Origin of the sequence: Stagnimonas aquatica, from assembly GCF_003730135.1 — a bacterium.
Lineage (GTDB): Bacteria > Pseudomonadota > Gammaproteobacteria > Nevskiales > Nevskiaceae > Stagnimonas > Stagnimonas aquatica.
The window spans coordinates 43,090-56,823 of sequence record NZ_RJVO01000011.1; the positions used below are offsets into that span (position 1 = coordinate 43,090).

At 64.2% G+C, this 13,734-nt stretch carries 12 protein-coding genes and 1 pseudogene; 11 read left to right on the plus strand and 2 right to left on the minus strand.

The features are described 5' to 3' along the window. A complete protein-coding gene (locus ED208_RS16720; RefSeq protein WP_123213070.1) occupies positions 1 to 1,245 on the minus strand; it encodes a thiamine pyrophosphate-dependent enzyme in 1,245 nt (414 codons plus the stop codon). Positions 1,246 to 1,426: 181 nt separating this feature from the next. On the opposite strand from ED208_RS16720, the gene ED208_RS16725 reads away from it, so the two are divergent. From ED208_RS16725 to ED208_RS17850, 5 genes and pseudogenes are all read left to right on the plus strand, one after another. Further along, the gene (locus ED208_RS16725; protein ID WP_123213071.1) at positions 1,427 to 1,915 is read left to right on the plus strand and encodes an Lrp/AsnC family transcriptional regulator; all 489 of its coding nucleotides are present in this window, start codon (positions 1,427 to 1,429) and stop codon (positions 1,913 to 1,915) included. A gap of 43 nt (positions 1,916 to 1,958) precedes the next feature. Continuing rightward, positions 1,959 to 2,870 carry an FAD:protein FMN transferase gene (locus ED208_RS16730; protein ID WP_123213072.1) on the plus strand — a complete coding sequence of 304 codons (912 nt, stop codon included), beginning with the start codon at positions 1,959 to 1,961 and terminating at the stop codon, positions 2,868 to 2,870. A 152-nt stretch (positions 2,871 to 3,022) separates the two neighbouring features. Then, positions 3,023 to 4,990 carry an alkaline phosphatase D family protein gene (locus ED208_RS16735; RefSeq protein WP_123213073.1) on the plus strand — a complete coding sequence of 656 codons (1,968 nt, stop codon included), beginning with the start codon at positions 3,023 to 3,025 and terminating at the stop codon, positions 4,988 to 4,990. A gap of 80 nt (positions 4,991 to 5,070) precedes the next feature. Beyond that, the gene (locus ED208_RS16740; RefSeq protein WP_158608602.1) at positions 5,071 to 6,096 is read left to right on the plus strand and encodes an AraC family transcriptional regulator; all 1,026 of its coding nucleotides are present in this window, start codon (positions 5,071 to 5,073) and stop codon (positions 6,094 to 6,096) included. An 18-nt stretch (positions 6,097 to 6,114) separates the two neighbouring features. Beyond that, positions 6,115 to 6,219 (plus strand): annotated as a pseudogene (locus ED208_RS17850) (VOC family protein); the annotation flags it as partial. A gap of 169 nt (positions 6,220 to 6,388) precedes the next feature. Here the strand turns inward: ED208_RS17850 and ED208_RS16750 are convergent. After that, complete coding sequence (locus ED208_RS16750) at positions 6,389 to 7,420, minus strand: DNA-binding protein (protein ID WP_123213075.1); 1,032 nt, start codon at positions 7,418 to 7,420, stop codon at positions 6,389 to 6,391. Positions 7,421 to 7,541: 121 nt separating this feature from the next. Between ED208_RS16750 and ED208_RS16755 the strand changes: the two genes are divergently transcribed. The 6 genes from ED208_RS16755 to ED208_RS16770 all read left to right on the plus strand — a co-directional run bounded on the left by ED208_RS16755 (position 7,542) and on the right by ED208_RS16770 (position 13,730). Beyond that, positions 7,542 to 8,675: a site-specific integrase gene (locus ED208_RS16755; protein WP_123213076.1), complete on the plus strand. Its 1,134-nt coding sequence runs from the start codon at positions 7,542 to 7,544 to the stop codon at positions 8,673 to 8,675. 93 nt (positions 8,676 to 8,768) lie between these two features. Continuing rightward, on the plus strand, positions 8,769 to 10,748 hold the full coding sequence (locus ED208_RS16760; protein WP_199720655.1) for an AAA family ATPase: 1,980 nt from the start codon (positions 8,769 to 8,771) through the stop codon (positions 10,746 to 10,748). Between the two features lie 96 nt (positions 10,749 to 10,844). Beyond that, positions 10,845 to 11,564 (plus strand): hypothetical protein, encoded by a 720-nt coding sequence (locus ED208_RS16765; RefSeq protein ID WP_123213077.1) that lies wholly within the window; start codon positions 10,845 to 10,847, stop codon positions 11,562 to 11,564. Between the two features lie 65 nt (positions 11,565 to 11,629). Then, positions 11,630 to 12,034, plus strand: a complete 405-nt coding sequence (locus tag ED208_RS17190) for a hypothetical protein (RefSeq protein ID WP_148044786.1) — start codon at positions 11,630 to 11,632, stop codon at positions 12,032 to 12,034. Positions 12,035 to 12,129: 95 nt separating this feature from the next. Next, on the plus strand, positions 12,130 to 12,420 hold the full coding sequence (locus ED208_RS17195) for a hypothetical protein (RefSeq protein WP_148044787.1): 291 nt from the start codon (positions 12,130 to 12,132) through the stop codon (positions 12,418 to 12,420). A gap of 50 nt (positions 12,421 to 12,470) precedes the next feature. Then, the gene (locus tag ED208_RS16770) at positions 12,471 to 13,730 is read left to right on the plus strand and encodes a TolC family protein (protein WP_158608603.1); all 1,260 of its coding nucleotides are present in this window, start codon (positions 12,471 to 12,473) and stop codon (positions 13,728 to 13,730) included. The last annotated feature ends 4 nt before the right edge of the window (positions 13,731 to 13,734 follow it).

Consider the following 13,734-nt stretch of genomic DNA (forward strand, 5'->3'; position numbering starts at 1 on the left):
TCAGTTCCCCTCGCGCAGGGCGAGCATCTGCTCGCGTTGCATGACCAGGCGGCCGGGGATTTCCTTGAGCACGTCCTCGAACATCGAGCCCGGATCATTGGGTGGCGGATTGCCCAGCGTGCCGTAGCTGGTCGCCTCCTTGAGCTGGCTCATCACCTCTTCCGCCAGCTCGGCAAGCAGCGTGGCATGGCGTTGCTCGTCCCACTCTCCCAGGCTGATCAGATGCTGCTTGAGCCGCTCCACGGGATCACCCAGCGGCCACAGACTGGCCTCGTCGGCGGGACGATAGCCGGCCGGATCGTCGCTGGTGGAATGCGGTGCGGCGCGATAGGTGTACAGCTCGATCAGCGTCGCGCCATGGTTGCTGCGGGCACGCTCCGCCGCCCAGGCGGTGGCGGCGTAGACGGCGAGGAAATCATTGCCGTCCACCCGCAGCGCCGGCAGGCCGTAGCCAACCGCGCGCGCCGCAAAGGTGGTGCGCTCGCCGCCGGCGATACCCTGGAAGCTGGAGATCGCCCACTGGTTGTTGACCACGTTGAGCACCACCGGCGCCTGGTAGACGGTGGCGAAGGTCAGCGCGTAGTGAAAGTCCGCCTCGGCGGTGGTGCCATCACCGACCCAGGCGGCGGCGATGCGGGTGTCGCCGGAATACGCCGAGGCCATCGCCCAGCCCACCGCCTGCGGATACTGGGTGCCGAGGTTGCCGGAGATCGAGAAGAAGCCGTAGTCCGGCTCCGAGTACATGATCGGCAACTGGCGACCCTTGAGCGGATCGCGGGTGTTGCTGAAAATCTGGTTCATCAGCCGCACCAGTGGGCAGCCGCGTGCCACCAGCAGGCCCTGCTGGCGGTAGCTGGGGAACAGCATGTCACCGGCATCCAGCGCCATCGCCTGCGCCACCGCCACCGCTTCCTCGCCGGTGCACTTGATATAGAAGCTGGTCTTGCCCTGGCGCTGCAGCTTGACCATGCGCTCGTCGAATTCGCGGGTCAGCAGCATGTGGCGCAGGCCCAGGCGCAGGGTGTCGGCGTCGAGCTTCGGATCCCAGTCACCCACCGCCCTGCCCTGGTCGTCGAGCACGCGGATCAGGCCGTAGGCGTAATCGCGCAACTGCTCGCTGGGAGCGTCCACCGCAGGACGCGCAAGCACGCCAGCCGGCGGAATGCGCAGGCCGCTGAAGTCGGTGACACCACCCGGACGCGCCTTCGGCTCCGGGATGTGCAACTGCAAGGGGGCTCTACTCATGGGACTCGAATCCTCTGCGGCGACTCGGACGCGCCTTCCTGGCGGCCCCAGCCGGTTGTTCTCTCCTACGCCTGGCGTCCGCCGGCGGCGCCGATCACTCTATCCCGTATTCGCTGGGACTTTTTCCCTTTTTGTTGCGCCTCCACTATTGTTTCCGAAACCATTTCCCGAAATATCGCGCATGTCCGTTTCGCTCGACAGCCTCGACACCCGCATCCTCGACGCCCTGCAACGCGACGCCACCGAGCCGATCAACGATCTTGCCGAGCGCCTGGCCTCCTCCAAATCGGTGGTCTGGCGGCGCATCCAGCGGCTGATCGACGCCGGCGTGATCCGCGAACGGGTCGCCATCCTCGACCCCAAGAAGGTCGGCCTGGAAGTGCTGGTGTTCGCCCAGGTGAAGATGTCGCGCCACGGCCGCGACGTGCTGCCCAAGTTCGTCGAGGCGGTGCGGCATTTCCCGCAGGTGGTGGAATGCCACAGCCTGATGGGCAGCGTCGATTTCCTGCTGAAGATCCTGGTGCGCGACGTGAAGGACTACGAGTCTTTCTTCTGGAACCAGTTGTCGAAGATCGACGGCGTACAGGAAATCAGCTCCTCGATCTCGATGACGCAGTTCTTCAGCACCACCCGCATCCCGGTACAGACCGGCGCCGGCGGCAAGGACTAGTGCGGCGCACCGGTCCAACAGGGCACTCGCGCGGGCCAGGCTGATGCAGCTCTATCGCCGCGATTTCACCGCCATGGCCGGGCCCTGCGCATTGCAGGTCTACGCCACGGAGACCGCCGGAGCCGAGACGGCCTTGCAGGCCGCGCTGGCCGAGGTGCGGCGCATCGAGGCCAAGTATTCCCGCTATCGGCCCGACAGCCTGTTGAGCCGCATCAATGCCAGCGCCGGCCAGGCCGAGGGCATCGTCGTGGACGCCGAGACCGCCGGGCTGCTCGACTACGCCGCCACCGCCCATGCGCAGAGCGGAGGCCTGTTCGACATCAGCTCCGGGGTACTGCGTCGTGCCTGGGATTTCCGCGCCGCCCGGCTGCCGGCGGCGGACGAGTTGGAAGCGCTGCTGCCCCTGGTCGGCTGGTCGCGTCTGCACTGGCAGCGGCCGCGCCTGGTGTTGCCGGTCCAGGGCATGGAGCTGGATTTCGGTGGCTTCGGCAAGGAATACGCCGCCGATCGCGCTGCCGCCGTGCTGCTCGCCGCCGGCTTCCAGCGCGGCCTGGTCGATCTGGCTGGCGATCTGCGCATCCTCGGCCCGCATCCGGACGGCTCGCCCTGGCGGGTCGGCATCCGCCATCCACGCGGCGGACCGGAACAGGCCATCGCCGTGGTCGAGCTGGCCAGCGGCGCCATCGCCAGCAGCGGCGACTACGAGCGCTATTTCGAGCAGGACGGCCGTCGTTACAGCCACATCCTCGACCCGCGCAGCGGCTGGCCGGTTGAGGGGAGCAGCGCCAGTGTCAGCGTGGTCGCCGACCGCTGCCTGCTGGCCGGCACCGCCACCACCATCGCCCTGCTCAAGGGCGCGCAAGGCCCGGCCTGGCTGGCGGAGCTGGGCCTGCCATGGCTGGCCATTGGGGCGGACGGTCGCGCGCAAGGCAGCCTCGCTCACAACACCGGCTAGTCCGCCGGTCCGCGTTGGCGCCTCGGCGGCCCCAAGCCCGGTGGCCGGCAGAGAGAAATTTCTCCGTATGGGCGGGTTCGAGGGCGCTGTTCATCAAACCGTGACCACGGGACACTAGTCTCGCCGCTCTCAAAAACCCACCGAGTCAGCCGATGCCACCGCCGATGGACCGCCGCCTGTTCCTGAAATCCGCCAGCCTGGCCGCCGCCGGCGTCGCGCTCGGCGCCTGCGGCAGCAGCGAGCCAGGCACTTCCGGCGATCCTGGCAGCGGCGGTTTCCCGGCATTTCCCAAGCCCGGCGAAGAGCCGGCCAGCTTCGACTATCCCCTGGTGCTGGCCCTGCCCTTCGCGCACGGCGTCGCCAGCGGCGATCCGCTCGCCGACCGGGTGATCCTCTGGACCCGGATCACCGAGCTGACGCCCAGCGCGACTGCGGTTGCCGTCGACTGGCTGGTGGCGAGCGATCCGGCGATGACGCAAGTGGTGAAGCGCGGCCGCCAGTTGGCCAGCGCCGAGCACGACTGGACCGTGAAGGTGGACGTTACCGGCTTGCAGCCCGCCACCAGCTACTACTACCGCTTCGAGGCGCTGGGTGCGCAAAGCATCGTCGGCCGCACCCGCACCGCGCCGGCAAGCACCGTCGAGGAACTACGACTGGCGGTGCTGGCCTGCTCCAGCTACTGGTCCAGCTACTGGAGCGGCCTGGGCCATCTCGCCGACCGCAACGACCTCGATCTGGTCGTGCACTGTGGTGACTACATCTACGACTTCGTCGACGAGGACGAGGGCATCCGCGCCCGCAAGGACGTCAAGGACACCGCCTACGTCGACTACCGCGACTGGCTCAACCTCGCCGAGGTCCGCCGCCGCTACGCACTCTGGCGCTCCGACCCCAATCTGCTGCGCGCGCACCAGCAGCACCCCTGGTTCATCGTCTGGGACAACCACGACATCTCCACCGGCTACGGCAACGAGCTGCCCAGCACGGTTACCGGCGATGGCGCCACCACCACGCTCGACGACGTCTGCCGCGCCTTCTACGAATGGACGCCCTCGCGGCCGGTGAAGCCGGACGGCAGCGGCGAATTCATCCTGGTCGAGGACGGCAGCTACCCGGTCGCCAGCGACCCCAAGTTCGTCTACCGCAAGCTGCCCTACGGCCCGCTGCTGGACGTGTTCGGCGTCGACACCCAGATCAACCTGCCCGGCTACGGGCGCGAGGTCGATGCCAGCCATCTCGCCTCCGGCAACAGCCTTTACGGCCGCCAGCAGTTCGAGTGGTTCAGCGGCGGCATGCTCGCCTCGGCGCAGGCCGGCGTCACCTGGCGTCTGGTCAACAACCAGACCTGGTTTGCGCCGGTGGACATCCCGGATGTCGCCGACGGCATTCCGCTGCCCAAGATCGGTGTTTCGCGCTGGACCGATTATCCGGAGGAGCGCAGCGCCCTCTGCGACTACCTGCGCGGCGACAACCCGGCCGGCCTGCGGGTGCGCAACAACATCCTGGTGTCCGGCGACGCCCACGGCAATCTCGGTTCGGATGTAATCGCCTCAGCGGCTCTGCTCAGCGCCTATGTGTCCGGACTGCCGCTGCCGAACCCACGCCCGGGCTCGACCGCGCTCAATGCCGCCGCCGGCTATGCGCGGCTCACCACCGGCAACCTGGGGCCGGTGAACCTGCGCGGCGACTCGGTGGCGGTGGAATTCGCGCCCAGCTCCATGGGCCGTGGTGGCGCCGACGAGATCGTGCAGAACGCCATCGGTGCCAGCGGGCCCAACGCCTTCACCGTCGGCGGCGCCCGCGCGCTGGAGCTGGCATTGATCGCCGCCAACAAGAACGTGCAGTTCATCGAATGGGTGGATCACGGCTACGGCATCGTCTCGCTCACCGCCGAACGGGCGATCTTCGAGTACTGGTGGCAGGACAAGCTCACCCCCGGCGCGCCGGATGTTCTCGGCCAGCAGATGATCGCCTGGGCCCAGCCGGACACGGCGCAGTTGGTGCCGCGCTACCAGGACCAGATCGACTGCGTGCTCGCACACGGAATGACCGTCGCCGCCACCACCGGCACCCGCAGCGCCGAGCCGGCGCCACTGACCGCGACGGTGCTGCCGCGCTGACACGCGCTCGCGCCAGCCGCAGGCTGGCAGACCGGCGGCGGCCGATGACCCGGGCAGGGAAACGGCTGATAATTTCGGACATGCGCTCCGTCCTCCGTCGTCCCTGCCTCAGCGCACTCCTGCTACTGGAGTTCGCCGCCGAGCGCGGCCTGGCGCCGGAGCAGGCGCTTGCCGGCACCGGCCTGGAGCTGTCGGCACTGAAGGTTGTCGGCGCCAGCATCGACAGCCGCGACGAGCTGACGCTGATCGCCTCGGTGCTGCGCCAGCTCGGCAACCCGCCCGGCCTGGGGCTGGCCATGGGCCAGCGCTACCACCTCACCGCCTACGGCCTCTGGGGCTTGGCCCTGCTGAACGCACCGACCCTGCGCAGCGCGCTGGAAACCGGTCTGCGCTATCTCGATCTCACCTATTCCTATCTGCAACTGCGCCTACGCGACGAGGGCAGCCAGACCAGGGTGATCTTCGACGCCAGCGAGGTCCCGGAAAACCTGCGGCGTTTCCTGCTGGAACGCGATACCGCAGCCCTGGCGGTGATCCAGCGCGAGTTGTTCGCCGCCCAGAGTCACCCTTACCACCTGCGGTTCGCGCTACCGACGCCGGCAGACCTGGAGCCTTACCGCCGTCTGTTCGGCGTGGTGCCGGAATTCAACTGCGCGGAAACCGCGCTGCTGCTGCCCAGCGCCCAGCTCGACGCCGCCCTGCCGCTGGCCAATCCGCTGGCGGCGCAGGTCTGCGAGGCGCAGTGCCGGCAACTGCTGGCCGAGCGTCGCAGTCTGGCCGGGGTTTCCGCCCAGGTGCGCGACCGGCTGCTGCGCGGCTTCAGCGGCAAGGCCCTGCCGGACATGGAGGCCCTCGCCGCCGAACTGCACCTGAGCAGCCGGACCCTGCGCCGACACCTGCAACGCGAGGGCAGCAGCTACCGCGAGCTGGTCGAGGAAGTGCGCCAGACCCTGGCGGAGGAACTGCTCGGCGGCATCGGCATGAAGGTCGACGAGGCCGCCGCCCGGCTGGGCTACTCCGAGGCCGCCAGCTTGCTGCACGCGCGCAAGCGCTGGCGCCGCCGCGCTGGTGCCGAGGCCAGCGCCAGTACCCTTTCATCCCCTTAGATCGAAGAGACGAATCCTATGCGCATCCTGCACGCCATGCTCCGCGTCGGCGACCTGCCGCGCTCCATTGCCTTCTACACCGGCGTGCTGGGCGAGGTCATCTGGTTGAAGGAGGAAAAATCGGCGCTTTCGATTTCTATATAAATCAATGACTTAGCGCCGTATTTTATCGAAAGTCCTTTATAATCAATGCGTTATGGTATGGCCTCCCACTGGCGGTGCCGACCTACTCGCGTGCAGAAACGGCTAAACCGCGCCAGAAAATACGGCGCTCTCACGTTGCACCGGGCAGTCATGGGGCTTTTGCAACGCGATCCTGGGAATTACGTTGCGCAATCAGTTCTCCTCTCACCTCATCCAGTTGGCCCAAAAGCGCCATGGCTTTGCCCTCCTGCCGCGCCGCTTCTCGCATGGCGTCATCGCGTTCCTGACGAAGGTGCTTGATGGCTGACTGCTCCAGCATCACCTCATTTTTGAGACGCTCGCGCTCCGCAGTCCAGGCCTGCTGCTCTTTGGTGAACCGCTCTTGAGCGTGCGAGAGCGCAGCTTCGACCTCAGTTCGCAGTTCACGCTCCCGCGTCAGATCGCGCTGTGCAGTGGCCAACTCACCCCGAGTCGCAGCCAGCAATTTGCTGCTCTCCGACACGGAGGTTTCCAGCGCTGAAATGCGGCTTTGTGCGGCTGCTGCTTCCTTCTCGCGCTCGGTCGCAATGCGCTTGGTCTGGGTCTTTTGATCCTCGATGCGGGCCAGCAAATGCCGCTCGTTGCCTTCAGCCTGCTCCCTGAGATGGGCGACTTCAGCGGCATGCTTGGCGGTTGCGCGTTCGCGCTCTTCCGTTGCGGAAAGTGCCCGCGATTGGGCTGCGGCGGCCCGCTCGGTTTGTTCGCTCAAGCTCCTCTCTAGGCCGACAACCTTGGCTTGCAGCGCAGAAAGCTGCTCCTGAAGTCCCTGCTTATCACTGGTCAGGGCGGCCAGTTGCTGTTGCAAAGAGGCTTTATCTGACTCAAATGCACTGCGATCTGCGCTCAATTTCTCGCGATCGGCCGCCAGATCGCGCTGGAAGTTTTCTTGTTGCTCAGCAACTTCCCCCTGTGCTGTCTCGCGGATTTTTTGGTACAGCTCGGCCGCTGCGGTGGCGATCGCCGCCGGCAGATTCAACCGCGTCGGCAGCGCCTGGTAATACTCCTTCAGGAGATTGTTGACGGTCGCTGGCGAGCCGGTGCCGAGCACCTTGCGTACGCCATCCACCGTGGGTCGTTCACCTTCGGCCAGGAGCTGGTCTGCGGCGCGGGTGATGTCGATGAGGGTGACGCCAGTTCGCATAAAAATCGTCCTTTCGGGTGTCGTGATTCCAATTTTCGCAGATTCGCGCTATACCTACGTCAATGGGTCGTTATCGTAGGTATAGGTTGTATATCGTTATAAATAATACAGAATACGTAATATGGAAATCAATCAGGAACTGCCGTTAGGAACACTTGCATTGCGGTCTGCCGATGCTGCTTTGTCCCCTCTCGACGGGCAACCAACGGCGACTGAACTGGAGGCGCAAGTCGCCAACGCAGTGCAAGCGATCCGCTTGATTGCGACACCGACCGCCACCTGGACCGCCTACGCCAAAGCGCTGCGCTACATCGGCGCCTGGATGCAGCTCCGTACCGGCCTCGCCTTGACGCTGCCGGTCAGCGTGGCGCACATCCAGCTCTTCATCCTCGATCATTTCGGCCATGCGGAACGGGTCACGCTCCCCAGCGGCGAAATGCAGCTGCTGTTGCAGCAGCGCATGCCCGCGGAAATCGATGCCGCGCTGGTTGCTGCGGGTTACAAGGCCGAATCCGGCTTGCACCGGATGACCACGATCGATCACCGGCTCTCCGTCTTGTCGTGGGCGCATGGCGAGAAAGGCCTGGAAAGCCCCTGCCAAGACCCCGGTGTGCGTCGCCTGCTGGCGGACTGCCGGAAGATTGCCAAGGAGCTTGGACAGGCACCGCACACGAAAACGGCTGCGACGCAGAATGGGCTCGACGTCATGCTAGCGACCTGCGATGACAGCCTGGAGGGACGGCGAGATCGTGCCCTGCTGCTATTCGGGTGGTCCAGTGGCGGCCGACGTCGATCAGAGATTGCTGCTGCTGAAGTCAGGGACCTCGAATGGATGGGGGCAGACACCGCGATCTTCCGCATGCGCCGTTCCAAAACCGGGGACTCCGGTCCGAAGCCGGTGAAGGACGAGGCCGCGATCGCACTGCGAGAATGGCTGGCCGCTGCCAAGATCACGGATGGTGCCCTCTTCCGGCGGCTCTGGGGCCCAAAGGTCGGCGAGCGGCTCTCGGCACACGCCATCGCGGCAATTGTGAAGCGACGTGCCGCGCAAGCAGGACTGCCGGGGGACTTTGCAGGCCACAGCTTGCGTCGTGGCTTTGTCACAGAAGCTGGTCTGAACGACATTCCTCTAGCCCAGACGATGGCCATGACGGGGCACCGGCTCACCAAGAGTGTGGTGCGCTACTCGGAGGTTGGCGATGTGCTGAGCAGCAAGGCTTCAGACCTGCTCAAGCTCGGAAGAAAGCGTAAGTAAATAAGCGCATCGGCCGCGGTACGCAGCTTCTGACACAATTTGACCGGGGATACATCAAAGGGCCCGAGTGCCCATTTCTACCGGGAGATTCTCGTGATTCTTGTTTCTGCAAAGGTGGGGCCGTTCCGCTCCATGAACACGGTGCAGACCGTCGCCATCGATCCGGCCGTTACGGTGTTTGTCGGCATGAACGAAGCCGGGAAGACGGTATTGCTGAAAGCCCTGCAAAAGTCGTCGGATGCGCTCGGGGAGGATTCCTTCGAGCCCGTCGAAGACTATCCCCGCAAGGATTTGTCTGCCTACCTCAAGACCCACAAGACCGAACCCGCTGCGGTGACCGAGCTCACCTACGCACTGGAAGATGACGAAGTCGAGAAGATCAATACCAAAGTCGGCACGGCTCTGAAGCCAGGTCACCAAGTCACAGTGACCAGCAAGTACGACAACAGCATCGTTATTGGCCTTGCGGTTGATGAACAGCCTCTCGTCAAGGCTTTCACCAAGTCCCTCAGCACGGATGCGGCGGCGGCCCTTTCAAGCTGCAAGAAATTGCGTGTGATTCCAACGCTGCTCGCCGAGGTCAGTTTGACGGACTCTGATAGTGCGGCGCTCGCAGCACTGAACGCCCGTATCACGGCCAGCAAGTGGGACAACGTCGCCCAATGGGAAACCTGGGCCGAAATCAGTAACCGCCGTCCGAAGTTTCTGTACTTCAGCGATTACGATCTGCTGCCCGGCAAGATGAACCTGGCTGACCTCGCCACTCGTGTCGAGCAGGCCAAATCCGACCCCAAGCATCTGAAGCCGAGCCACCGGGCGGTGCTCGCGCTGCTACGCATGGCGGACGTCCCTATCACCGACCTCACCACGCCCAGTGGCTACGAAGAGTTGAAGGCGAAAATCGAGGCGGTGTCGATCAGGTTGACGGATCAAGTCATGGAGTTCTGGAAGCAGAATGAAGACTTGGAGGTGGAAGTCGACATCAAGGCCGACCCCAGTGATGAAGGGCCGTTCAACAACGGTGCCAATCTATATCTGCGTATCAAAAACCGCCGCCACCGCGGCGTCAGCACTCCTTTCGATCAGCGCAGTCGCGGCTTCATCTGGTTCTTCAGTTTCCTCGTCTGGTTCGACAGCGTGCAGCACCAGCTCGATCCGAGTGGCAAGAGCGCCAGCAAGCGCCTGATCCTGCTGCTCGACGAGCCCGGTCTGGCACTGCATGCCTTGGCCCAAGCCGATTTCCTGCGCTACATCGACCGCCTCGCCAACGATCATCAGGTGCTCTACACCACGCACTCACCCTTCATGGTGCATTCGGATCGTCTGCATCAAGTCCGCGTCGTGGAGGATCAACTGAAGGTCGGAACGGTCATCTCGGAGCATCTCAGCGGCGCCGACCCCCGGACGATTTTCCCGCTGCAAGCAGCACTTGGCTGGACAGTGGCGCAAAACCTCTTCATCTCCGAGCGCAATCTGCTGGTGGAAGGACCGTCCGAGCTGATCTACCTGCAGGCGATATCGGGCCTGCTGGAGGCGGACGGCGGCGGCGGCTTGCGAGACGACGTCACCATCGTGCCGACGGGAGGCTTGGACAAGCTGGCCACCTTTGTTTCTCTTCTCGGGGCCAACGGACTCAAACTGGCGGTGCTGCACGACTTCAGCGGCTCCCCCGATCAGAAACTTGAAAGCCTCGTGCGCGACAAGCTGCTGGCCGCCAAATCGCTGTTCAACGTAGCGCAGTTCCGTGATCCCGAAAAAAGTAGCGAGAAGCGCCAGCCAAGCGATATCGAAGACCTGTTTTCAGTGTCGCTCTACCTCAAGCATTTCAACGCAACCTTCGCCACTCAGCTGGGTGGAACAGTGATCGCCGAGTCCGATCTCCCGGCCGGCGACCGGATCGTGTATCGCCTTGAGCAGTACATCAAAAGCAAGGGTCTTACGATTCGGCCATCCGGTGGATTCAATCACTATGCAGTGGCCGCACACTTTGCGGGATCGCCACCCAAGTCCATCGATGCTGCGACGAAGGGCAGATTCAAAGCGCTGTTTGCGGCCATCAATGCGGCTTATTGAGGAATTGGCGCAGTTGCCGACGGCGGGTCTTTGCAAAACTATAGGCCAGCACATCTTTACGGCAATGAAGATGCGAGGCGCGCAACTGGAGTCGGTTTGTATCGCGCTGCCGCCTGCTGCGGCGGGCTGGCGATGAAGTTGGCGTTACAGGAGGCCGCGAAGTCACTTGCGCGCGGACGGGATCGTGCCTTCGTGAGTCGGGTCGCGTGGCTTGATCTGGATCGCCTGGTCACCGCCGCCTACGAGAAGATTTCGACGTGCTCTCGCGAGGCGGCCGAACTGGGGGACCTGTATCTGACCCGGAATCGGGCATACCCCCCGTTCAACAGGCCGCATTTCAGCCCCGTCAACATTATCAACCAGATTCAAATCCAAACTGGCTGGCGCTTGTTGGATGTCAGCCGGGCAATCTCCGAAAACGATGCGCCTCGATCAGAGGTGTTGGCAGAAAGTGGAGCCACCCTGTGGTTCTCGCAGGACGCGACAGGTGCCGTGACGGTTTTCCTTGCCCCTTACAAATCCAAGGCAATGCGCGTGGACGAAGCCAATATCATCCTTGCGCGTCACGGCTGTGCCTCTGAGGTCTCGGAGAGCTGTGTCAACCAGTATTTCGTGGCCTACTTCCGCTACTGCGCGGCAACAAGCGCACATGGGCATCGCGGATGGAAGGGAAATGGGTACCGCCTCAGGCTGATGTACAACGATTTCCGCTATTCGACCAAAAGACGCGCGGCTCTCGTTCGAGGCTTGGAGCTGCTTCTGGCCGCTGCCGGTGTGATGGCCACTCTCTATACGGGCAACAAGTTATTTAGCTAGTTCTGTTTCTTGACTTGGGGGTAACCCCAAGGTTTATGGTCTAGCTGTCGAAACCAATTCACCCCATGCGCAACCTCATTTCCATCCTTCTTGCACTCAGCCTGTCGTGGGTCACGACGGGTTATGCGTGCCAGATGGATGGCTTGAACATGGTGCGTGCGATGTGCTGCTGCAAGCATGGGCATCAAGAGCACCAAGCTAAGCCTGACGATTCATCGTCCGCCAGCGTCAGCGCAGAGAAGAAACGGTGCTGCGATGTGGTCTCAAGCTCGGCACTGGGCGACCAGCAGCCCGGCGCCATCGCCAAGGTTCCCAGCCTCGATTTGCCGGAGTTCACGATTCTGCCGGTGACGACGTGGGTGCTTGCCGAACCGGCTCCCCGCCTGGTTTCCGCACCGCCTCCCGCCCGTGGCCCGCCTGCGGGCACCGGCACTCGAACCTATCTCACCACGGCTCGCCTGCGGCTCTAAAGCGCCGCCCATCACCTGCCTTTGCGCACGGTGATGGCTCATGACCTGTGCAGCCGTCCGGCTGCACCTCCCCCTAGTCATTTGAGAGGCTCGCCATGTTGACTTCATTCCCCCGCTTTACCCGTGTTCTGACCGCCGCCGTTCTTTCGGCAGGTTTCATCGCCAGTGCGCACGCACGCCCCACCGATCTGGATTGGAAGCCTGGCATCGGTGCCGTCGTGACACAGACGGCCACGGCCCCGCAACGCAATCTGGGCGCACCGTTTTACGGCCCGCGACAGACCATTCCCTCGCTGGTTTCCGACGTCACGCCGCCGCAAGCGGCGCTCACGAACGATGCCGTGCGCTGGGTTGGCCCGCGCAACACGGTTCCTGTTCTTCGTTGATGCTTATGCCCTGCGCGGGCGACCCCGCAGGGCATTTCCAGGAGCTCTTGATGAAAACCCCCAACACCATACTTTATGGCGTGGTCGCTGCGATCTGTATTGCCAGTGCGCCAGCAGTCTTCGCCCAGGAACAAGCCGATGCACTGGTCGCCATCAGTCTCGATGATGCCGCCGCACTCGCCGTGGAGCGCCAGCCGCAGCTGGATGCGCTCGATGCAGAAGCGCGCGCCGCACGCCAGCGCGCCATTGCCGCGGGCGAGCTGCCCGATCCCAGCCTGAGCGTCGGCATCAGCGATCTGACGATCGAAGGCTCGGACCGGTTCACCCTGCGCAAGGAGTCCGATACGCAGATCATGGCCGGCATCCGGCAGCAGTTTCCGCGCGCCGAGAAACTCAAGCTCAAGCGCGAACATGCCGAGCGCGAGGCCGAGACCTTCGACGCCGAGCGCCTGGCCACATCGCGGATGATCGCCCGCGAAACCGGCCTCGCCTGGCTCGATGTGTGGAAAGCCGAAGCCGCACAGCGGCTCGCCCGCCAAAGCCTCGTCGAAGCCGAGCGGCAGGCCAAGGCACTGGAGATTTCCTATGGCGCGGGACGTGCCACCCAGGCCGAGGTGCTGACGGCAAGAGTTGATGCAGAGGCGCTGCGGGAGCGGATTGCAGGCTTTGCCCAGCAGTCGCGCCACTACCGCAACGGTCTGGCCCGCTGGATTGGCGAGGTGGCATTCAACCCGCTGTGCCCCGATCTTCCTGCTGAAGCTCCACCGGATGCTCAGTCCTTGATGGACGCCCTGACCAGCCACCCTCACTTTCTCGTTCAAGCCAAGAAGCTCGCTACCGTCGAGAACGAGGTACAGATGGCGCGGCAGGACTACCGCCCCGATTGGGCGCTCACCGTGGGGTATGGCCATCGTCCCGCCTTCGCCGACTACGCCAATGTGCAAGTCGAAATCCCCCTGCCGTTCTTCACCGGCAACCGGCAGGACAAGCAGCTGGATGCGGCGAAGGCCATGCAGGCCTCGCAGCAGTCGCGGCTGGAGGACGCCCTGCGCGAGCACCGCACCGAAATCCGCATGAACGCCGAGGACTGGCAGCTGCTGCAAGAGCGGCTCGCCCGCTATGACGCCGCTCTGCTGCCGCAATCCCGCGCTCGCATTGATGCCGCCCTGGCGGCGTATGGCGCTGGCAGCGGCCTGCTCAAGGACGTGCTCGACGCCCGTCGCATGGCCCTCGAACTCGCCATGCAGAAGCTCGACCTGCAACTCGACAGCGCGCGCCACCAAGTGCAGCTGCGCTACTTCGCACCCTGATTCG